Source organism: Sphingomonas rustica, assembly GCF_039652585.1.
Classification (GTDB): Bacteria; Pseudomonadota; Alphaproteobacteria; order Sphingomonadales; family Sphingomonadaceae; genus Sphingomonas; species Sphingomonas rustica.
This window is the reverse complement of record NZ_JBDIZK010000011.1, coordinates 85,635-104,442: the sequence shown is the minus strand read 5'-3', so window position 1 is coordinate 104,442 and position 18,808 is coordinate 85,635. Positions and strand designations below refer to the sequence as shown.

Below are 18,808 nucleotides of genomic sequence, written 5' to 3'. Positions count from 1 at the left end.
CGGACAAGGACGGCTGTGGGGCGCCGGACCGACATCCTCGACCTGGTTCACGAAAGCGTCGTGACGCGCGACGCCTGGGGCCATGTGCTGTCGTGGAACCGGGCGAGCGAGGCGCTGTACGGCATCGCCCGTGCGGATGCGCTGGGCCGCAAGCTGCACACGCTGCTCGCCACCGCCCATGATACGCCGATCGCCGACCTCGAGGCGCAGCTCCATGCCCGGGGCAGCTGGGAGGGCGAACTGACCCGCACCGCGGCCGGTGGCGCGCCGCGCATCCTCGACGTGCGCTGGACGGTCGAGCGCGACGCCGAGGGCCGGCTGGTACGGATCATCGAGACCGCGCGCGACATCACCGCGCGCAAGACGGCCGAGGATGCGCTGCGGATGAGCGAATATCGCTATCGCAACATGTTCCAGGCGATGGCCGTGGGGTTCTGGGAAGTCGATTTCACCGGGGTCGGGCGCATGCTGATCCCGCTGCGCGACCAGGGCGTGACCGACCTGCACGCCCACCTCCATGCCAATCGCGATTTCCTGCGCGATACGATGCACCACGCCTTTGTCGGCGATCTCAATCCCAAGGCGCTCGAGATGTTCGGCGCTACCGAGATGGACCAGATCCAGGGGCGGTCGATCGCTGCCTTCTGGCCGCGCGAAAGCGAGCCCGTCTATATCGAGGCGCTGGTCGCGACGATGACCCGCCAGCCCTGGCTGGTGACCGAGACCCGGCTCAACCGCGTCGACGGCGGCCAGGTCGACGTGCTGTTCACGGTCTCGCTCTCGCCGGAGAACCGCAAGCGCGGGGTGATGCTGATCGGCGTGGTCGACATCTCCGCGCGCAAGGGGGCCGAGGCGGCGTTGCGCCGCGTGCAGGCCGAATTCGCCCATGCCGCGCGCGTGTCGATGCTGGGCGAACTGACCGCGTCGATCGCCCACGAGGTGAACCAGCCGCTCGCGGCGATCGCCACCAGCGGATCGGCCGCGTCGCGCTGGCTGTCCAACGACGATCCCGATCTGGACGAGGTGCGCGGGCTTGCCGAGCGGATCGTCGCCGATGCGCGACGCGCCGGCGACATCATCGCGCGCGTCCGCGCCATGGCCGAGCGGCGCGAGCCCGCGCGAATCGCGCTGTCGCTCAACGCCGTGGTCGAGGAAGCGCTGATGTTCCTGGCGCACGACCTTCAGGGCCGCCAGGTCGCGGTCGAGCGCTGCCTGACGCCCGACCTGCGCGACACGCCGGCCGACCGCACCCAGTTGCAGCAGGTGCTGGTCAACCTCGCGGTCAACGCCGCCCAGGCCATGGCCGAGGCCGGCACCCCCGACCCCCATCTGCGCTTCACCACCCGTTCGCAAGGCGACTGCCTCGTCCTGGTTGTCGAGGACAATGGCCCCGGCCTGGGCGATACGCCCGACGCGCTGTTCGAAAGCTTCTACACCACCAAGGCCAGCGGCATGGGCATGGGCCTGCCGATCTGCCGCAGCATCGTCGAGGCGCATGGGGGAACCATCGTCGCGCGAAACGGCGACGATCGCGGCGCCCGGTTCACGGTGACGCTCCCCGCCGCCTGACCCGCCGCTACGCCCCTGCGCGGAGGCGGTCATACCAACGTGTTACGCCGCGCGCCACGCGTAGGATATCGCCCCCGCCCTGCCTGCATCATTCTGCAGCCATGGACGGGTCAGCGTTCTGACCGTCCGCCAAGCAGCGGAGGACCGGCCCCATGTCGAAGACGATCATGCTCATTCACGGTGCCTGGCTCAATTCGAAGAGCTGGGAAGGCTTCAAGGCACGCTACGAGGCGCAGGGCTATCGTGTTGTCGCCCCCGACTGGCCCTATGACGACCGCGACCCCGCCCTGCTGCGCGCCAGCCCCGATCCCCGGCTGAAGTTTCTCGGCCAGAGCCAGATCATCGATCATTGTCAGGACGTCATCCGCACCCTGCCCGAGGAGCCGATCCTGATCGGCCATTCGCTGGGCGCGGTCGTGGTCCAGCATCTGCTCGACCGGGGCCTGGGGGTTGCCGGGGTGGCGATCAACCCTGCCCCCACCCCGGGGGTCGGCCTTGGCCCGCATGCGATCCGCTCGGCGCTGCCGGTGTTTCTCGATCCGCTCAGCTGGCGAAAGGCGAAGACGATGTCGCGCCGCTTCTTCCGCACCCGCTTCGCCCAGACGGTGCCTGAGGATCAGGCGGATGCGATGTACGATCGATACATCGTGCCGACCCCGGGGCGCGTCTATTGGAACGGCGTGGTCGGCAAGATCGCGATCGACTGGAAGAACCCGAAGCGCGCGCCGCTGCTGATGATCTCGGGCGAGCTCGACCTGATCGCCGACGCGTCGATGGTCCGCGCAATCTATGAAAAGCAGCGCCAGGCACCGTCGCCGACCGAATATCGCGAACTCGCCGGCCGCTCGCACTGGACCGGAATCGATCCGGGCTGGGAGGCGGTGGCCGACCTGGCGCTCGACTGGGCCGTCGAGCACGCCCGGCCCGCGCGCGTGCGCTCGATTTCCAGGGCGGCCTGACCCCCGGCCCGCCCTGCGAACGCCCGGACGACAGCCCCCTCTCCGTCGTCCGGGCACTGTTTTACGACCGTACAGGAGACTGATCATGGCGTTCATCACGACCGACGATGGCACGACTATCTTCTACAAGGATCATGGCAGCGGACAGCCGGTGCTGTTCTCGCATGGCTGGCCGCTCAGCGCAGATGCCTGGGATGCGCAAATGGTGTTCATGGGCCAGCACGGCTTTCGCGTCATCGCGCATGACCGCCGCGGCCATGGTCGGTCCGACCAGGCCTGGGACGGCAATCATATGGACCGCTATGCCGATGACCTCGCCTCGCTGATCGACCAGCTCGACCTGCGCGACATCATCCTGGTCGGCCATTCGACCGGCGGCGGGGAGATCACCCATTATGTCGGGCGGCACGGCACCGATCGCGTCGCGAAGATGGTGCTGGTCGGGGCGGTCCCGCCGCTGATGGCGAAGACCGACGCCAATCCCGAGGGCCTGCCGATCGACGTGTTCGACGGCATCCGCAAGGGGACCTTCGACGACCGCTCGCAATTCTACCGCGACCTCTCGCTTCCCTTCTACGGCTATAACCGCGACGGCGCGACGATCTCCGAAGGCGTGCGGGAAAGCTTCTGGCTTCAGGGGATGATGGGCGGACTGAAGGGCCAGCTCGACTGCATCCACGAATTCTCCGAGGTCGATTACACCACAGGCCTCCGGCGCATCGACGTGCCGACGCTGTTCATCCATGGCGACGACGACCAGATCGTGCCGATCGGTGCTGCCGCACTTAAGGCGCATCCGCTGGTCCCCGGATCCGAACTGAAGATCTATCAGGGCGGTGCCCACGGCCTGACCGCGACCGAGCAGGACCGGTTCAACGCCGACCTGCTGGCCTTCGCTACCGCCGACATTCGCCAGGCCGTGGCGGCCTGAGACCGTCATGGCGGACATCGCCCTGATCCATGGCGCCTGGGTGACGGCCGCCAGCTGGGACGCGTTCCGCCGACCGTTCGAGGAAGCGGGCCATGTCGTGCATCTGCCGACATGGCCCGGCCTTGCCGGGCGCAGCGCCGCCGAGATCAACGCCGCCCCGCCGCCCGGCTTCGGCAGCCTGACCGTCGGGCGCATCGCCGACCATCTCCAGCAGCAGATACCGCCCGGCGCGATCCTGCTGGGTCACAGCTTCGGCGGGCTGCTGACCCAGATGCTGCTCGATCGCGGGGTCGGCCGCGCCGGTCTGGCGATCAATCCGGTGCCGATCGGCGGGATCCTGCCCGGCCCCGTCCCGATCGGCGCGATCCTGCCGATCGTGCTGCGGCCGGGGGGCTGGAGCCGGCCCTATGCCTTTACCCGCGACCGCTGGTTTCGCCGCTTCGCCAATGGCGCGCCGCGCGCCCAGTCGGATGCCGCCTGGGACAGCTTCGTCATCCCCGCACCGGGCCGCATCTTCTATCAGGCCGCGACCGGCATCGGCACCCGCATCGACCCGCGCGGACGCACCCGGCCGCTGCTGATCACCGGCAGCAGTCTCGACCGGCTGGTCACGCCCCATTTGTCGCGCGCCGCCTTTCGCATCCAGCGGCGCTCGGCGGCCGATACCGACTATCTCGACCTGGGCGCCCGGTCGCATTTCCTGCTGAACGAGCCTGGCTGGGAAGATGTCGCGAAAGCCTGTCTCGATTGGATCGCCGCGCTGCGCTAAGGCAGTACGATGAGCGAGAAATTCGAACGCCACCGCCAGCCCTGGCGCCCCGACGAGCTGCAGAAGCTGCACGCGCTGGCCAAGAAGGGCATGCCGCTGAAGTCGATCGCCAAGGCGCTGACCCGCAGCGAGGAATCGATCAAGGACCGCGCCAAGCTCGACGGCCTGAACATCGCCAGGCTGCGCTGACGCGCAGGCAGGACGTATTTCGTCCCTACCGGCGATATTCGATCGGGGGTGCGGTCGAATACACGATCACCACATGGACGCCGCCTGCGGGCGGTGGCGGCGGTGCGGGCGGCGGATAGTCGTCCTCGACCGGCTCGTAGATTACTTCGCCGCGCCGCTCGCACCCGTCCCAGCCGCAGTCGCGCAGTTGCGCTTCGCGCTCCTCGGCCATCCGCCGCGTCCACCGGTCGCGGGAGATCGCCCAGGCGACCTGGTCGTCGGTGCTTGCCCAGGCCTCGTCGCGACAGTCGCGGTCGCTGCCGCAGATGCGGTTGACCGCCTTTGCGACCCGCCCCTCCAGCGTCCGGATGCCGGCGTCGTTCGACAGGTCGAGATCGGCCGCCTCGACCGGGATCGATCGCCTCTCATAGCGGTCCTCCCATCGCTGCGCCTGCGCGACACCCGTGGTCGCGATCAGCGCGGCGGCCAGCAACATCGTCCGGATCATCGAGCCTCCTCCATCTTGCCGATCATAGCGATCGACGGATCGAGCGGCAGCGCCCTTCGATCGGCGAACCGTCCCGATTCAGGCCGATGCCGGCTTCCGCCGGAACGGTACCTTCCAGCTGGTATAGGTCGCCGCGCGCCACAGCCACTCGATCGGGCCGTACTGGAATCGTGCCAGCCACCACTTCGCCAGCAGGATCTGCGCGACGATTGCGGTGATGCCGACCCAGAAGCGCGTCGCGGCGTCCCAGTCGTCATGCACGCCCAGACCGAAACCGTAGAAGATCGGCACGAAGATCGCCGACTGGGCGATGTAGAAGGTCAGCGTCAGCCGCCCCATCGGCGCAAAGACGCTCAGCAACCGCCGTCCCCAGCCCTGCCACAATGCGATCAGCAGCAGCGCCCACACCGCGGTCGCTGCCAGGTCGAGCCACACGCCCGTCAGCGTCCACAAGGCGCGCTGTGCCGCCGGGTTGTACCCCATCGTCCCCGCAAGCAGCCGCAGCGGCTCGCGCTCGAAATACAGCGCCAGCGTCAGGACGATCGCCAGTGCGAGCGCGATCGCCCGCCCCTTCCAGAACGCGCCCGGGCGCTCGAAGAAGCCGATCCGGCCCAGCACCATGCCCAGCAGGTACAGGCCGAAGATCTGCGGCAACCGGCCATATTCGATGAAGAACAGGAATTTCGGCACCTGGCCCGGCCACAGATTGACCGTGAGCACATCGAGCCAGCTGCCCGAGAGATAGACCGGCATGCCCGGATCGACCGACGATCCCGCGGCCTGGTTGGCCCAGGCGGCACCCGCATTGGCGGCGAGGAACTGGACGATCAGCGTCGGCCCCAGGAAACAGAAGACGGCCAGCGCGATCAGCAGGCGATTGTCCTTCACCCGGTTCGCCAGCAGCAGCAGGAAGCCCATGCCTGCCAGGACCATGATGATGTCGCCGCGATAGATCAGCCCGTGGACATAGCCGATCCCGGCCAGCACCAGCAGCCGCCAGGCGAAGCGCCGGGTGAAATCCACCCCGCGTTTCGCCGAGCGGTCCATCAGGATGAAGAAGCTGAAGCCGAAGCACAGAGCGAGCAGGGTGAACGACTTGCCCATCAGCAGCAGATAGACCGCATCGACCAGCCGGCTCTTGTCGGGATGCGCCCAGTAAAGCTCGTAGCTTTCCATCATGTGGACGAGGAACAGCCCCGCCAGCGCGAATCCCCGCAGCACGTCGACAACGTCGAGCCGCGCGTTCGCGACCTGGGGGGTCACCGCCTGCTTCTCGCCATCCGTCATGCCTGCTCCCGAACTTGCTGCCCGGCGCTTTAGACGGATGCGGCGCGATCGCGAAACCCCCGGCGTGCGTTCGATTGCCCTGCGAATTCGTGCAGCAACAGCCAGACCTTAACCCGATGTTACGATTGCCCGCCTAGCACGAGCCAATGGGGTTTCGACTGATCCTGGCCATCGGCGCCTGGCTGCTTTGCGCCGGACTGCTGGCGGCGACGCCCGCCTCGGCGCAGCGGGATACGGGGATGCCGCTGGACGTCTGCGTGCTTCGCGACGGCGGCGGGATGGATCCGGCGTTGCTGATCCACCAGCCCGGGCGGTTCGACTGCGGCGTCGAGCAGCATCGCCTCGGCCCCGGCGACTATTGGGTGATCAGCCGGGATATCGGAATCCGCTCGCGGTCGCGCATGCCGCTCAGCATCCGCTGGACCAGCCTGTGGCAGGCGGGCGTCGACATCCACACCCTGTATGACGATGGCAAGATCGTCACGGCCCGGACCGACGATCGCGGCATCACGCCCTGGCTTCAACTGGGGTCCGTCGCCGAACATGCGCTGCCGCGCCGGGCGGCCAAGGTCACCCGCGTGCTGTGGCATGTCCGCGGCGCTGCCAACATGCGCGGCATCGTGCTCGGCCCCCGGCTCGCCACCCAGGCGGAAAGCGTCCGCTCGAACCTGCTGATGGCCGCGATCTACGCCGCCTTTGCCGGGCTGTGCCTGGCGCTGCTGGTCTACAACCTCGCCTTGTGGGTCGCGCTTCGGCACCGGTTCCAGCTGTGGTACAGCGCGATGACCGCGGGCCTGTTCGGCTATTGCGTCACCTCATCGGGTGCGCTGGCATGGCTGCTCCCCGACATCGCCAACAATGATCGCATCCGGCTCAACTACCTGCTGCTCGGCGCGGTGGGCGGCGCCGCGATCATGTTCGCCCGGACCTTCTTCGAGGATCGCATCTATCGCGGCTGGCTGGGCCGCGCCGCCCAGATCGTCGCGGCACTGATGGCGGGATCGGGCGTGCTGTTCCTGCTCGCGCCCGATGTCGCGGTCCGTGTCGCCGACCTGACCTTTACCTGCGTCTTCACCGGACTGGCGGTCGTGGTCCTGCCCACCCTGTGGCGGGCGTGGCGGGCGCGCAGCAATTATCTGTGGGTGTTCGCGATCGCCTGGGGCGCGCCGATCATCGCCGCGATCCTGCGCACGCTCGGCAATCTCCACCTGATCCCGTGGAGCTTCTGGCTCGACAATTCGACGATCGTCGCGATGGCGGCAGAGGCGCTGATGTCCAGCGTCGCCATCGCCTATCGCATCCGCCTGCTCAGCCGCGAGCGCGACCGGGCGATGGAGGGCGAGGAATATGCCCGCCGCCTGGCCGATACCGACCCGTTGACCGGCCTGCTCAACCGCCGCGCCTTCCTCGAACGGGCGATCGGTCGCCCGGGCCGACAGGTGCTGCAGATCGCCGATCTCGATCATTTCAAGCAGGTCAACGACACGCTGGGCCATGACGGCGGCGACGAGGTGCTGCGCGTCTTCGCCCGCCTGCTGCGCAACGCCGTGCCGACCGGTGCGCTGGTCGCGCGAATGGGGGGCGAGGAGTTCGCGATCCTGGCCAGCCCCGACGAGAAGGTCGAGGCCGAAACCATCCTCGCCCGGCTGCGCAGCACCCGAATGCCGTTCGACGTCCGGGTGACCGCCAGCATCGGCACCTGCAGCGGCCCCTTGCGGACCGAGGCGGAATGGAAGGCGCTGTATCGCGGCGCCGACCGGGCGCTGTTCGATGCCAAGTCCGCCGGGCGTGACCGGGTCCGCGCCGCCGCCGATCGCAAGGCGGCGTGACCCCGGTTTTTCGTTACGACCCCGCATTTCATCGGTGAGGATGTCTTGCGGGAATCCCTGCACGGGCGTATGAAACCCGCCATGGAAAAGGGCCGTCGCAAGTTCGTCATGATCGCTGTCGTCGCGGCCTTCATGCTCGCTGCCTGGGCCGCACCGTCCCATCAAGCCCGCATCGAAATCCTGACGCACGACCGTCAGGATGCGAACCCGCACCAGATGCAGGCCGCGATCAAGGTCGGCATGATCGGCTTCTCCTTCCTTTACACCTGGACGTCGAAGCTCGGTCGCTGATCGACTTGCGACGCCCGCCGTCGTTGCTTACACCTGTGTAAATGAGCGACCCCGAAACGGCCTGGCGCACTGCCTATCTTCATCCCGGTCCCTGGGACCAGGTTCTTCCGCCGCTGTCGATGGTCGAGCTGTTCGAAGCCAGCGCGACCGCCCGTCCCGACGCTCCGCTGCTCGATTTCCTCGGCCGGAAGTACAGCTATGGCGAGACGATGGACGGCGCGAATCGCGTCGCCTGCGGCCTCAGGGCAATGGGCTATGGCCCGGGCGACCGGATCGGCCTGTTCCTGCCCAACGTTCCCCATTATGTCGCCGCCTATTACGGCATCCTGAAACTGGGTGCGACGGTGGTGAACTTCTCGCCGCTCTACACGGTCGACGAACTGTCGCAGCAGGTCGCCGATTCGGGGACCAGGCTGCTCTTCACCCTCTCCGCCACCGCCTTGCTGCCGACCGCGCTCGCGGTGCTGGAGAAAAGCCATCTCGAACGCCTGGTGGTCGGCTCGGTCGCGGGCGCGCTGCCGGCCGCCAAGTCGCTCTTCTATCGCCTGTTCCGCGGCAGCGAAGTCGCCCCCCGCCCCGCCGATTCGCGCATCTCCGCCTTTTCCGAGCTGATCCGGAACGACGGTATCTGCGACGCGCCGGTGCTCGATCCCGAGCGCGACCTGGCGCTGATCCAATATACCGGGGGCACCACCGGCACGCCGAAGGGGGCGATGCTGACGCATCAGAACCTGTCGGCGAATGCGCGCCAGGTCGCGGCGATGGACCCCGGCGCGGGCCAGGGCGTCGACCGGATCATGGGCGTGCTGCCCTTCTTCCACGTCTTCGCCAATACCTGCGTGCTCAACCGCACCGTGGTGACCGGCGGCGAGATCGTGATGCTGCCGCGCTTCAATGCGAAGCAGACGCTGGCCGCGCTGCGCCGCACCCGCCCGACCGCACTGCCCGGCGTGCCGACCATGTACCAGGCGCTGCTCGACACGCCGGGCATGGCGCGCGCCGATTTCCAGTCGGTCCGCTTCTGCATCTCGGGCGGCGCTCCGCTGGCGGCGGAGCTTAAGGCGCGGTTCGAGGAGGCGACGGGCGCCCGGCTGGTCGAGGGCTATGGCCTGTCGGAAAGCTCGGGCGTGGTCTCGTGCAACCCCTATGAGGCGATGAACAAGCCGGGCACCATCGGCCAGCCGATCCGCTCGACCCGCGTGCGGCTGGTCGACAAGGAGGATCCGACCCGCTCCGTACCCCCGGGCGAACCGGGCGAGCTGATCGTCTCCGGCCCCCAGATCATGAAGGGCTATTGGAACCGCCCCGATGCCGATGCCAAGGTCTTCGTCGACGACCACTGGCTGCGCACCGGCGACGTCGCGACGATCGACGAGGACGGGTTCATCCGCATCGTCGACCGGCTGAAGGACATGATCGCCGTGGGCGGGTTCAAGGTCTTCCCCAGCCAGATCGAGGCGGTGCTCTACCATCACCCCGCGGTGAAGGAGGCGCTCGTCATCGGCATCCCCGATCCCTATCATGGCGAGCTTCCGCGCGCCTATGTCACGCTCCACGACGACGCTGCCGACACCGGCGAGGCGATCCGCACCTGGCTCAACCCCCAGCTTGGCAAGCATGAGCGCGTCGACGAGGTGGTGGTGCGCCTCAGCCTGCCCAAGACGATGATCGGCAAGCTGAGCCGAAAGGATCTAATCGCCGAAGTGCTGCCCGCCTGAAACGGTCCATTAATGCGTCACCCGGTTGCAATTCCCCGCCCCGCTGCCGCATAGCGGCGCCATGGCAGAGGACGCGCAGATCGCCGGGCTTTCCTTCGAGGAAGCCCTTAAGGAACTCGAACGTATCGTGAGCCGCCTCGAAAGCGGCGAAGCGGCGTTGCAGGAAGCGATCGACCTGTACGAGCGCGGCGACCAGCTGCGCCGCAAATGTGCCGAGCGTCTCGACGCGGCCCAGGCGCGGATCGAGGCGATCCGCCTCGATTCCGAAGGGCGTCCGGCCGCGACCCAGCCCTTCTCCGCCGGTTGAGAGGCACCGCCATGGCCGAAGCAAGCCCCGCCCTGCTCTCCGCGCTGCGCGAGGTTTCGGAGGAGATCGATCGCCAGTTCGACGCGTTGCTGCCCGTGCCGGACGACGCGCGCGCCAATCTGTACAAGGCGATGCGCCATGCGGCGATCGGCGGCGGCAAGCGGCTGCGCCCCCTGCTGGTGTCGGCGACGGCACGCCTGTTCGGGGTCGATCGCGTCTGCATCGCCCGCACCGGGACCGCGATCGAGGCGATCCATGTCTATTCGCTGATCCATGACGACCTGCCGGCGATGGACGACGACGATATGCGCCGCGGCAAGCCGACGGTGCACCGCGTCTTCGACGAGGCGACGGCGATCCTCGCCGGCGACTGCCTCCATGCCCTGGCGTTCGAGATCCTGGCCGAGGACGAGACGCATGGCGATCCCTTCGTCCGCGTCGAGCTGATCGGCGCGCTTGCCCATGCGTCGGGGCCCTCCGGCATGGCCGGCGGCCAGATGATGGACCTGGAGGCGGAGAAATCGAGCTTCGACCTGGCCACCGTCACCCGGCTCCAGGCGATGAAGACCGGCGCGCTGATCGCCTGCGCCGTCGAGATGGGCGCGATCCTCGGCCGCGTCCCGGTCGAGGGGCGCACCGGCCTGCGCGGCTATGCCCGCGACGTCGGCCTCGCCTTCCAGATCGCCGACGACCTGCTCGATGCCGAGGGCGACGAGGCGCTGGCGGGCAAGAAGCTGCGCAAGGACGGCGACGCCGGCAAGGAGACGTTCCTCAGCCTGCTCGGCGTCGATCGCGCCCGCGAACAGGCGCATCTGCTCGTCGACCAGGCGATCGAGCATCTTCACCAATATGGTCCCGAAGCCGACGTGCTGCGCGACATCGCCCGCTATACGCTGGAGCGCGATCAGTGACCCCCCGGCGCGCCGGTATCGGCGCGCTGGTCCTCGCACTGCTCGGCGTCGCGATCTGGCAATGGGCCATCAGCTGGCGGCCGGACCCGGCGCGCTATCCGCGTCAGGGAATCGACGTCTCGCACCATCAGGGCGCGATCGACTGGGTCGCGGTCGCCGAGAGCGACCAGGTCCAGTTCGCCTATATCAAGGCGAGCGAAGGCAGCGACCTTCGCGACCGCCGCTTCGCCGGCAACTGGGCGGCGGCGGGCGAGGCGGAGATTGCGCGCGGCGCCTATCATTTCTTCACCCTGTGCAGCCCCGGCGACACCCAGGCCGCCAATTTCATCGCCGCGGTTCCGAAGACGCCCGCGATGCTCCCGCCCGCAATCGACCTGGAATTCGGCGGCAATTGCGCGGGCCGCCCGACGCCGGACGCATTCCTGGTCGAGCTGATGGTGTTCATCCGTGCGGTCGAGGCGCATTACGGGCAGCGGGTGATCCTCTACCTGACCCGCGAGTTCGACGCAGGCTACAGCGTCAGCGCGCGCGTCCCGCGCAACCTGTGGCTGCGCGGCATCTTCCTCGAACCGGACTGGGCCGCGCGGCCCTGGTCGATCTGGCAGGCCTCCAGTTTCCGCCGGGTGCCGGGAATCGAGGGGCGGGTCGACTGGAACGCCGCGCGCCCGTGATACGCCATGCTTGACTCGGAGCCTTCGCAGCCGCAGCAATGCGGCCGTCGCGAGTGGCGGGGAGAGGCAGGCGAATGACGACGCGTATCGGTGTCTATCCGGGCACCTTCGATCCGATCACCCTCGGCCATATGGACATCATCCGCCGCGGCGCGAAGCTGGTCGACCGGCTGGTGATCGGGGTCACCACCAATCCGTCCAAGTCGCCGATGTTCTCTGTCGAGGAACGCATGGCCATGGTCGTGCGCGAGACCGCCGACCTTGCCGGCCGGATCGAGGTGGTCAGCTTCGACTCGCTGCTGATGGACTTTGCCGAGCGTCAGGGCGCCAGCATGATCGTGCGCGGCCTGCGCGCGGTCGCCGACTTCGAATATGAATATCAGATGGCGGGCATGAACCAGCAGCTGAACGGCCGGATCGAGACGGTCTTCCTGATGGCCGACGTCTCGCTTCAGCCGATCGCCAGCCGCCTGGTCAAGGAAATCGCCGTCTATGGCGGCGACATCCGCAAGTTCGTCAGCCCCGAGGTGAAGGCCGACGTGGTGAAGCGTGTGGCGGAAACCGGACGCAAGGGCAGCTGACCCGCCCCGGCGGGCTTTGACCTGCCACAATCTTGCACTAGACCTGCCCCCGCCCCCGATCTGGGAACTGGAGAGTCGATGCGTTTCGTTGCCACGATGGCCGCCATGGCCGTGATGTTCTCTGCCCTGCCCGCAGCCGCCCAGCAGGAGCCGGCACCCACCGCCGCGCCTGCGCCGGTCCAACCCGCACCGACCGAACCCGCGCCCGCCGAGCCTGCGCCTGCGCCGGCCCCCACGCCGACGCCGACCCCGGCACCCGCGCCTGCAGCAGGTGCCGAGGCCGCCCCGGCAGCGGCGGCCCCGGCCAAGCCGGCCGAGCCCGAGATCCGCACCGCACCGATCGTCGTTCCCGCCGATCCCGAGAACACCTGGGTGCTCGACCTGTCGACCGGCGGCCGCGTGCTGGTCCGCCTGCGGCCCGACGCCGCACCCCAGATGGTCGAGCGGATCAAGACGCTCACCCGCCGCGGCTTCTACAACAACACCATCTTCCACCGCGTGATCGACGCGCCGGAAAGCATGGCGCAGGGCGGCGATCCGCGCGGCAACGGCACCGGCGGCTCGGACCTCCCGAACCTGCCGGCCGAGTTCAACAACCTGCCCCATGTCCGCGGTTCGGTCTCGGCCGCCCGCGCGCAGGATCCGAACAGCGCGAACAGCCAGTTCTTCATCATGTTCGGCCCGCGCCTGGGCTTCGACCGCAACTACACCGTGTTCGGCCGCGTCGTCGGCGGCATGGAGTGGGTCGACAAGATCGAACGCGGCGAACCGCCGGCGAACCCGACGCGGATCGTCCACGCCTATATCCAGTCGGACAATCCCCCCGCCTATCAGAATGCGGCGCCGGCGCCGATGCAGCTGCCCCCGGGCGAGACCCCGGTCGTCCTGCCCGAGACTGCCCCGCGCAAGTGATGCGCGGGGGCGCCGCCCCATGAATGTAGACCTGTTCGACTTCGATCTCCCGCCCGAGCGGATCGCGTTGCGGCCGGCAAGCCCGCGCGATTCCGCGCGGCTGCTGGTGCTGCGCGGCGACGAGACGCGCGACGCGACCGTCGCCGACCTGCCCGGCCTGCTGCGCGCCGGCGACCTGCTCGTCTTCAACGACACCCGCGTCATTCCCGCCCAGCTCGAGGGGCGCCGCGGCGACGCGAAGATCGGCGCGACGCTCCACAAGCGCGAGGGGCCGCGCCGCTGGCGCGCCTTCATCCGCAACGCCAAGCGGCTGCGCGACGGCGACAGGATCGACTTCGGCCAGGGCGTCACCGCCACTGCCGGCGACCGGGCCGAGGACGGCAGCTTCGCGCTCGACTTTGCCGGAGACGAGCCGGTCGAGCTGCTGCTGGAGCGCTGCGGCCGGATGCCGCTGCCGCCCTATATCGCCTCGAAGCGCCCGACCGACGCGCGCGACGCCGACGACTATCAGACGATGTTCGCCGACGAACCCGGCGCCGTCGCCGCGCCCACCGCCGCGCTCCACTTCACCCCCGAACTGATCGCCGCGCTCGACGCCGCCGGGATCGGCCATGCGACACTCACCCTCCATGTCGGCGCCGGCACCTTCCTGCCGGTCAAGGCCGAGGACACCGACGCGCACCGGATGCACGCCGAATGGGGCCGCATCGACGCGGCCACCGCCGATCACCTCAACGCCGTGCGCGCCGCCGGCGGACGGGTGATCGCGGTCGGCACCACCAGCTTGCGCCTGATCGAGAGCGCCGCCGGCGAGGACGATGTGATCCGCCCGTTCGAGGGCGACACCTCGATCTTCATCACCCCCGGCTATCGCTTCAAGGGCGTGGACGGCCTGATCACCAATTTCCACTTGCCGCGCTCGACCCTGTTCATGCTGGTGTCGGCGCTGATGGGGCTGGAGCGGATGCAGGCGGCCTATGCCCATGCGATCGCCGACGGCTATCGCTTCTATTCCTATGGCGACGGGTCGCTGCTGCTGCCCTAGGCGCCGCATGCCCGGCGCCAGGCGTCGCTACCAGGGGATGGCCTGCTCTGGCAGCGGCGGCCCGGTCGGCTCGGTCGCGTTGGGCCCTGCCCAGGACGGCGGCTGCACCGCATGCGGATCCTGACCGGGATCGGGGACCGGCTGCAGAAACGACCAGTAATCCTTCGCGATCAGGTCCAGCGCGTCATAGGCGACCCATGATGCCGGAACCTGCCCGCGGCACAGAAGCTGCCACGCGGTCGTCGCCAGCGAGGCATCGGGCGCACCGGTCGGGGGGCGATAGTCGAGCCAGTAAGGCGCCAGCTCGGGCTGAAGCTCTACACGGTCGATCGCGGCGAAAACGCCGTGCTCGTAGAGGCGCAGTCGTTCGCCGGCGCAATCCAGTGCGATCCTCTGCACCCTGCCCAGTTTGAACCCGGTCTCGGTCAGCTCCGGGGTCGGGTTGAACTCCCAGACCCGGATCGACCGGATACCGCCTTCCTCGCTCAGGCTTTCCATGTCGAAGGCGATCGCGCCTTCGGCCCGCGCGCCGACCGCATAATAGCGCACCGGCTCGGCGTGGCGGCCACCGGCTCGCACCGGCAGAGCGCCGACCGCCATCGACAGCCCCAATATTCCGAGCCACCCGGAGCGCCGCAGGGATTGAAGTGCCGACACAGCCATGCGCCGAGGATGACAGGGCATGCCCGGTCGCGCAATCGCCGGCGCAGTGCTGGTGCATCGACCTCGATTGATCGTTGCGCGGCGGCAACCGTCTTGCCAAGGTGAGTCACCTCTAAGGGGACCCACCGCCATGCGCCGACTCTTTCTCGCCGTCCTGCTTGCCGCGACCGCCCCGGTCGCCGCCCTTGCCCAGACTCCCAAGGATCAGCTGATGACCGCGCCCGCCGGCGCGCGCCACTACACGATCAGCTCGACCGCCGGGAAGCATGGCGATGTCTGGTCCTGGACGCTGCCCGACGGGCGCATCGCCTATCGCATGTCGATGTCGCTGCGCGGCTGGGTGACCGAGTCCGACCAGGTGACGACGCTGGATGCACAGAAGCGTCCGGTGGCGATCGCGATCCGCGGCTTTACCGATGCCGGCGGCGCCGACGAACAATTCAGCGTGGACGCAAACGGCATCGGCCGGTGGAAGACTTCGGTCGATGCCGGCTCCGCGCCGATCGCGGGCAAGCGCTACAACAGCTATGGCGGACCGTGGCTCGCGGGCGAAAAGGATGTCGAGGCGCTGGTCGCCGCCGGTCCGGCGGGCATCGACCTGCTGCCCACCGGCCATGCCAGCCTGACGATCGGCAAGTCGGTGCAGATCGACGGCCCGGCGGGCAAGAAGACGGTCAAGCTGGCTTTCATCACCGGCTATGGCTTTTCGCCCTCTCCCGTCTGGCTCGACGAGAATGACCGGTTCTTCGGCAATGCCGGCGGCATCTCGCTGCTGCCCGAGGGCTATGAGGCGGCGGGCCCGAAGCTGAAGGAAATCCAGGAACAGGCGACGGCGGACATGACCCGCGACATCGCCCATCGCTTCCTCAGCCCGGCCAACCGGACGCCGACGCTGATCGACAATGTCCTGCTCTTCGATTCGGTTGCCGGAACCTATCTGCCCAACCGGGCGGTGCTGATCGCCGACGGCAAGGTCGTCTCGGTCGGCGCCGCCGGCTCGGTGAAGGCGCCGGCCGGCGCGACGGTGGTCGACGGTCGCGGCAAGACGCTGCTGCCCGGCCTGTGGGATGCGCACCAGCATGTCGGCGACGACTGGAACCTGCTCCAGAACCTCGCCACCGGCATGACCAATTATCGCAGCCCGGGCACGCTGATCGACGAGGCCGAGAGCATCCTGAAGCGCCGCGCCGCGGGCGACCTGCTCGCGCCCGACGGGCGGATCTCGGTGATCATCGACCGCAAGGACCCGCTCGCCGCCCAGGGCGCGCTGACCGTCTCGTCGGAAGCCGAGGCGATCGAGGCCGTCCGCAAGGTGAAGGCGGCGGGCATGTGGGGCGTGAAATTCTACACCTCGATGAATCCCGCCTGGATCGCCCCCGCGGCTGCCGAGGCGCACAAGCTGGGCCTGTGGGTCCATGGCCATGTCCCCGCGGGCATGCGTCCGCTCGATGCGGTGCGGGCCGGCTATGACGAGGTCACCCACATCAACTTCATCATGATGCAGGCGATGCCGCAATCGGTGGTGGACAAGGCGAACACCGCGGCGCGGCTGGAGGGCCCGGCGCGCTACGGCAAGGATGTCGACCTGGACTCGCCCGAGCTCAAGGCCTTCTACGCCGATCTCGCCCGGCGCGGCACGGTGATCGACCCGACGCTGACCGTTTGGGAGCCGCTGATGACGTCGGACGGCACCGCGATGCCGCCCGAATATGCGCCCTTCGCCGAGGTCGCGCCGCCCTCGGTCGCGCGCGGCTGGAAGGTCTCGGGCTATCCGCTGTCCGAAGGACTGACGCGCGAGGATTATCGCAAGAGCTTCCGCAAGATGGTCGACCTCGTCGGACGGCTGCACAAGGCGGGCGTTCGGATCGTCGCGGGCACCGACGGCTATGGCCTGGAACTGGTGCGCGAGCTCGAACTCTATCAGCAGGCGGGCCTGACCAATGCCGAGGCCCTGCAGACCGCGACGATCATTCCCGCCCGGATCACCGGCATGGACGGCGTCGCCGGATCGATCGCACCCGGCAAAAATGCCGACATCATCCTGGTCGACGGCGACGTGTCGAAGGACATCACCCGCCTGCGCCAGGTCGAACTGGTGTTCCTCGACGGCTATCGGCTGAAGGGTGCGGAGCTGCGTTCCGCCAGCGGGCTGAGCGGGATGCCGAAATAGGCAGCACCGACACGGGCAGGGGGTGACGACCTGTCTGGCCTCCCGGCATCCTCGATCGGGGCGCCCGTTCGGTGGCGCCCCTCGCCTGCTCGCGCCGCGGTCACAGCCCGGCGCGTTGCCCTCCACATCGCAATCGTCTCCGGCTAAGGCCGGGTCCGGTGCGTCCCGATGAGGTGCGGTCGGGCGCCCTCCCTTCTGCGAACCTCGCAGTCCTCGAAACCCGGGCGATCGGCCGATCGCCTCAAGGAGACGCGCTTCATGCTCGACACCTGGCGCTCGCGCCGCACCCTGGCCGGCGCATCGGCCGCGGTCGCCTTCACCCTCGCCAGCGCGGCACCCGCGTTCGCTTCCGACGAGGACGAACAGGTCTGGGCCTCGGTCACGGCGACGACGGCCCTGTCCGACCGGATCGACGCCACGCTCGAACTGCACGGCCGGCAGACCGACGACGTGTCGCGGCTGGGCCAGACGCTGGTCCGGCCGAGCCTGACGCTGAAACTCGGCAACGGCTGGTCCGCCGCGGCCGGCTATGCCTATGCCCATACCCGCTTCGCCGGCACGGTCGCGAATGACGAACACCGCGCGTGGCAACAGGTCGCCTATACCTTCCGCCAGGATGCGGGGACCGGACTGGCGGTGACCGGCCGGACACGCATGGAGCAGCGGTTCCGGCCGGATGCGAGCGGCACCGGCTGGCGCCTGCGCCAGCAGCTTCGCTGCGCAAATCCCCTTCTCGTCGGCAGGCAAGGTCCGTGCGGTGGTGTGGAACGAGACGTTCGTGGGATTGAACACGACCGAATGGGATCGCCATCCCGGCGTCGATCAGGTCCGCACCTTCCTCGGCGTCAGCGTGCCGGTTGCGAAGGGCATCAGCGCGGAGCCCGGCTATCTCAACCAGACGATCTTCCGGATCGGCCCCGACCGCATCAACCATATCCTGGCGGTCAACCTGTTCGCCCGTTTCTGAACAGGGCCGTTGATCGGGCCAGTCGCCGCCGGCGGACCTACTTCGCCGGCGGAGGCGTCGGCGCTGCCCGGGGCGGTGCGGGCATGCGGGCGTCGGCGAAGATCGCGGTCAGCGCCAGCTTGCGGTCGGCGGCCGGAAGCGTGCGGATCATCGCGAAGGCGCTGCTGCGGATCGAGGCCGTCAGCGTCGCCTCTGCCTGGCGACGCGCGGCGATCAACCGTTCCACCGCATCGACATCCAGCGTCGGCGCGGCAATCAGGGTGCGCAACGCGACGCGATAGTGCCGCTCGGCATCGGCGTCCGCCCGCACCCTGGGCTGAAGCACCTGCTCGATATATCGGCGGAAGATCGGCCGGCCCTGATCCGACATGCGCTGCGCCACCGCATCGAACACCGTCGGCGCCGCCTGAACTGTCGGAACGGCACGATCCTGCGGAGTATCGAGCGGTGCAGCGCTTGCGCAGGACGCCACCGCAAAAATAAATGACAGCATCATTTCATCCTTTTGCGAGCGCTGCTTCGAGTATTCTCCATCAGGACTCCAGCAAAACC

Annotated in this window: 20 protein-coding genes and 1 pseudogene; 17 read left to right on the top strand and 4 right to left on the bottom strand. The window is 68.5% G+C overall.

Going from position 1 to position 18,808, the window contains the following annotated elements:
• Positions 1-15 precede the first annotated feature (15 nt).
• The 5 genes from TPR58_RS17525 (at position 16) to TPR58_RS17505 (ending at position 4,417) form a co-directional block, all read left to right on the top strand.
• Positions 16-1,569, top strand: a complete 1,554-nt coding sequence (locus tag TPR58_RS17525) for a PAS domain-containing sensor histidine kinase (protein ID WP_346248033.1) — start codon at positions 16-18, stop codon at positions 1,567-1,569.
• Positions 1,570-1,721: 152 nt separating this feature from the next.
• Positions 1,722-2,528: an alpha/beta hydrolase gene (locus tag TPR58_RS17520; protein ID WP_346248032.1), complete on the top strand. Its 807-nt coding sequence runs from the start codon at positions 1,722-1,724 to the stop codon at positions 2,526-2,528.
• 85 nt (positions 2,529-2,613) lie between these two features.
• The gene (locus tag TPR58_RS17515; protein ID WP_346248031.1) at positions 2,614-3,459 is read left to right on the top strand and encodes an alpha/beta fold hydrolase; all 846 of its coding nucleotides are present in this window, start codon (positions 2,614-2,616) and stop codon (positions 3,457-3,459) included.
• A gap of 7 nt (positions 3,460-3,466) precedes the next feature.
• Positions 3,467-4,228, top strand: a complete 762-nt coding sequence (locus tag TPR58_RS17510; RefSeq protein WP_346248030.1) for an alpha/beta hydrolase — start codon at positions 3,467-3,469, stop codon at positions 4,226-4,228.
• A 9-nt stretch (positions 4,229-4,237) separates the two neighbouring features.
• A complete protein-coding gene (locus tag TPR58_RS17505; RefSeq protein WP_346248029.1) occupies positions 4,238-4,417 on the top strand; it encodes a hypothetical protein in 180 nt (59 codons plus the stop codon).
• Between the two features lie 25 nt (positions 4,418-4,442).
• Here the strand turns inward: TPR58_RS17505 and TPR58_RS17500 are convergent, their stop codons facing one another.
• Complete coding sequence (locus TPR58_RS17500) at positions 4,443-4,904, bottom strand: UrcA family protein (protein ID WP_346248028.1); 462 nt, start codon at positions 4,902-4,904, stop codon at positions 4,443-4,445.
• A 78-nt stretch (positions 4,905-4,982) separates the two neighbouring features.
• Positions 4,983-6,191 carry a DUF418 domain-containing protein gene (locus tag TPR58_RS17495; RefSeq protein ID WP_346248027.1) on the bottom strand — a complete coding sequence of 403 codons (1,209 nt, stop codon included), beginning with the start codon at positions 6,189-6,191 and terminating at the stop codon, positions 4,983-4,985.
• A 146-nt stretch (positions 6,192-6,337) separates the two neighbouring features.
• On the opposite strand from TPR58_RS17495, the gene TPR58_RS17490 reads away from it, so the two are divergent.
• From TPR58_RS17490 to queA, 9 genes are all read left to right on the top strand, one after another.
• A complete protein-coding gene (locus TPR58_RS17490; protein ID WP_346248026.1) occupies positions 6,338-8,020 on the top strand; it encodes a GGDEF domain-containing protein in 1,683 nt (560 codons plus the stop codon).
• A gap of 81 nt (positions 8,021-8,101) precedes the next feature.
• Positions 8,102-8,311: a hypothetical protein gene (locus tag TPR58_RS17485; RefSeq protein ID WP_346248025.1), complete on the top strand. Its 210-nt coding sequence runs from the start codon at positions 8,102-8,104 to the stop codon at positions 8,309-8,311.
• A gap of 41 nt (positions 8,312-8,352) precedes the next feature.
• Positions 8,353-10,029, top strand: coding sequence for a long-chain-fatty-acid--CoA ligase (locus tag TPR58_RS17480; protein WP_346248024.1), 1,677 nt, complete (start codon positions 8,353-8,355; stop codon positions 10,027-10,029).
• 61 nt (positions 10,030-10,090) lie between these two features.
• Positions 10,091-10,336: an exodeoxyribonuclease VII small subunit gene (locus TPR58_RS17475; RefSeq protein WP_110152387.1), complete on the top strand. Its 246-nt coding sequence runs from the start codon at positions 10,091-10,093 to the stop codon at positions 10,334-10,336.
• Between the two features lie 11 nt (positions 10,337-10,347).
• Complete coding sequence (locus tag TPR58_RS17470; RefSeq protein WP_346248023.1) at positions 10,348-11,247, top strand: polyprenyl synthetase family protein; 900 nt, start codon at positions 10,348-10,350, stop codon at positions 11,245-11,247.
• On the top strand, positions 11,244-11,918 hold the full coding sequence (locus tag TPR58_RS17465; protein WP_346248022.1) for a GH25 family lysozyme: 675 nt from the start codon (positions 11,244-11,246) through the stop codon (positions 11,916-11,918). Before TPR58_RS17470 ends, TPR58_RS17465 begins: the two co-directional genes overlap by 4 nt.
• A 74-nt stretch (positions 11,919-11,992) precedes the next feature.
• On the top strand, positions 11,993-12,499 hold the full coding sequence (coaD, locus tag TPR58_RS17460; protein WP_346248021.1) for a pantetheine-phosphate adenylyltransferase: 507 nt from the start codon (positions 11,993-11,995) through the stop codon (positions 12,497-12,499).
• Between the two features lie 78 nt (positions 12,500-12,577).
• Positions 12,578-13,411: a peptidylprolyl isomerase gene (locus TPR58_RS17455; protein ID WP_346248020.1), complete on the top strand. Its 834-nt coding sequence runs from the start codon at positions 12,578-12,580 to the stop codon at positions 13,409-13,411.
• Between the two features lie 19 nt (positions 13,412-13,430).
• Entirely contained in the window at positions 13,431-14,456 is a 1,026-nt protein-coding gene (gene queA, locus TPR58_RS17450) for a tRNA preQ1(34) S-adenosylmethionine ribosyltransferase-isomerase QueA (RefSeq protein ID WP_346248019.1), read from the top strand.
• Positions 14,457-14,483: 27 nt separating this feature from the next.
• Here queA and TPR58_RS17445 read toward each other — a convergent pair whose 3' ends face one another.
• Positions 14,484-15,056 (bottom strand): hypothetical protein, encoded by a 573-nt coding sequence (locus TPR58_RS17445; RefSeq protein ID WP_346248018.1) that lies wholly within the window; start codon positions 15,054-15,056, stop codon positions 14,484-14,486.
• A gap of 193 nt (positions 15,057-15,249) precedes the next feature.
• Here TPR58_RS17445 and TPR58_RS17440 point away from each other — a divergent pair, with 193 nt between their 5' ends.
• The 3 genes and pseudogenes from TPR58_RS17440 to TPR58_RS17435 all read left to right on the top strand — a co-directional run bounded on the left by TPR58_RS17440 (position 15,250) and on the right by TPR58_RS17435 (position 18,256).
• Entirely contained in the window at positions 15,250-17,289 is a 2,040-nt protein-coding gene (locus TPR58_RS17440) for an amidohydrolase family protein (protein ID WP_346248017.1), read from the top strand.
• A 168-nt stretch (positions 17,290-17,457) separates the two neighbouring features.
• A pseudogene (locus tag TPR58_RS22665) lies at positions 17,458-17,961 on the top strand (DUF2490 domain-containing protein); the annotation flags it as partial.
• 4 nt (positions 17,962-17,965) lie between these two features.
• Entirely contained in the window at positions 17,966-18,256 is a 291-nt protein-coding gene (locus TPR58_RS17435; RefSeq protein WP_346248016.1) for a DUF2490 domain-containing protein, read from the top strand.
• Positions 18,257-18,293: 37 nt separating this feature from the next.
• On the opposite strand, the gene TPR58_RS17430 is transcribed toward TPR58_RS17435, so the two are convergent.
• The gene (locus TPR58_RS17430) at positions 18,294-18,749 is read right to left on the bottom strand and encodes a hypothetical protein (RefSeq protein WP_346248015.1); all 456 of its coding nucleotides are present in this window, start codon (positions 18,747-18,749) and stop codon (positions 18,294-18,296) included.
• Positions 18,750-18,808: the final 59 nt, after the last annotated feature.

What these genes read in the sequence shown, in the direction of transcription:
- TPR58_RS17485 (WP_346248025.1), top strand. Translation starts at nt 8,102, where the DNA reads ATGGAAAAGGGCCGTCGCAAGTTCGTCATGATCGCTGTCGTCGCGGCC.
- TPR58_RS17470 (WP_346248023.1), top strand. Translation starts at nt 10,348, where the DNA reads ATGGCCGAAGCAAGCCCCGCCCTGCTCTCCGCGCTGCGCGAGGTTTCG.
- TPR58_RS17440 (WP_346248017.1), top strand. Translation starts at nt 15,250, where the DNA reads ATGCGCCGACTCTTTCTCGCCGTCCTGCTTGCCGCGACCGCCCCGGTC.
- TPR58_RS17510 (WP_346248030.1), top strand. Translation starts at nt 3,467, where the DNA reads ATGGCGGACATCGCCCTGATCCATGGCGCCTGGGTGACGGCCGCCAGC.
- TPR58_RS17520 (WP_346248032.1), top strand. Translation starts at nt 1,722, where the DNA reads ATGTCGAAGACGATCATGCTCATTCACGGTGCCTGGCTCAATTCGAAG.
- TPR58_RS17475 (WP_110152387.1), top strand. Translation starts at nt 10,091, where the DNA reads ATGGCAGAGGACGCGCAGATCGCCGGGCTTTCCTTCGAGGAAGCCCTT.
- queA (WP_346248019.1), top strand. Translation starts at nt 13,431, where the DNA reads ATGAATGTAGACCTGTTCGACTTCGATCTCCCGCCCGAGCGGATCGCG.
- TPR58_RS17515 (WP_346248031.1), top strand. Translation starts at nt 2,614, where the DNA reads ATGGCGTTCATCACGACCGACGATGGCACGACTATCTTCTACAAGGAT.
- TPR58_RS17445 (WP_346248018.1), bottom strand. Translation starts at nt 15,056, where the DNA reads ATGGCGGTCGGCGCTCTGCCGGTGCGAGCCGGTGGCCGCCACGCCGAG.
- coaD (WP_346248021.1), top strand. Translation starts at nt 11,993, where the DNA reads ATGACGACGCGTATCGGTGTCTATCCGGGCACCTTCGATCCGATCACC.
- TPR58_RS17430 (WP_346248015.1), bottom strand. Translation starts at nt 18,749, where the DNA reads ATGCTGTCATTTATTTTTGCGGTGGCGTCCTGCGCAAGCGCTGCACCG.
- TPR58_RS17505 (WP_346248029.1), top strand. Translation starts at nt 4,238, where the DNA reads ATGAGCGAGAAATTCGAACGCCACCGCCAGCCCTGGCGCCCCGACGAG.
- TPR58_RS17455 (WP_346248020.1), top strand. Translation starts at nt 12,578, where the DNA reads ATGCGTTTCGTTGCCACGATGGCCGCCATGGCCGTGATGTTCTCTGCC.
- TPR58_RS17500 (WP_346248028.1), bottom strand. Translation starts at nt 4,904, where the DNA reads ATGATCCGGACGATGTTGCTGGCCGCCGCGCTGATCGCGACCACGGGT.
- TPR58_RS17495 (WP_346248027.1), bottom strand. Translation starts at nt 6,191, where the DNA reads ATGACGGATGGCGAGAAGCAGGCGGTGACCCCCCAGGTCGCGAACGCG.
- TPR58_RS17435 (WP_346248016.1), top strand. Translation starts at nt 17,966, where the DNA reads ATGCGAGCGGCACCGGCTGGCGCCTGCGCCAGCAGCTTCGCTGCGCAA.
- TPR58_RS17480 (WP_346248024.1), top strand. Translation starts at nt 8,353, where the DNA reads ATGAGCGACCCCGAAACGGCCTGGCGCACTGCCTATCTTCATCCCGGT.
- TPR58_RS17490 (WP_346248026.1), top strand. Translation starts at nt 6,338, where the DNA reads ATGGGGTTTCGACTGATCCTGGCCATCGGCGCCTGGCTGCTTTGCGCC.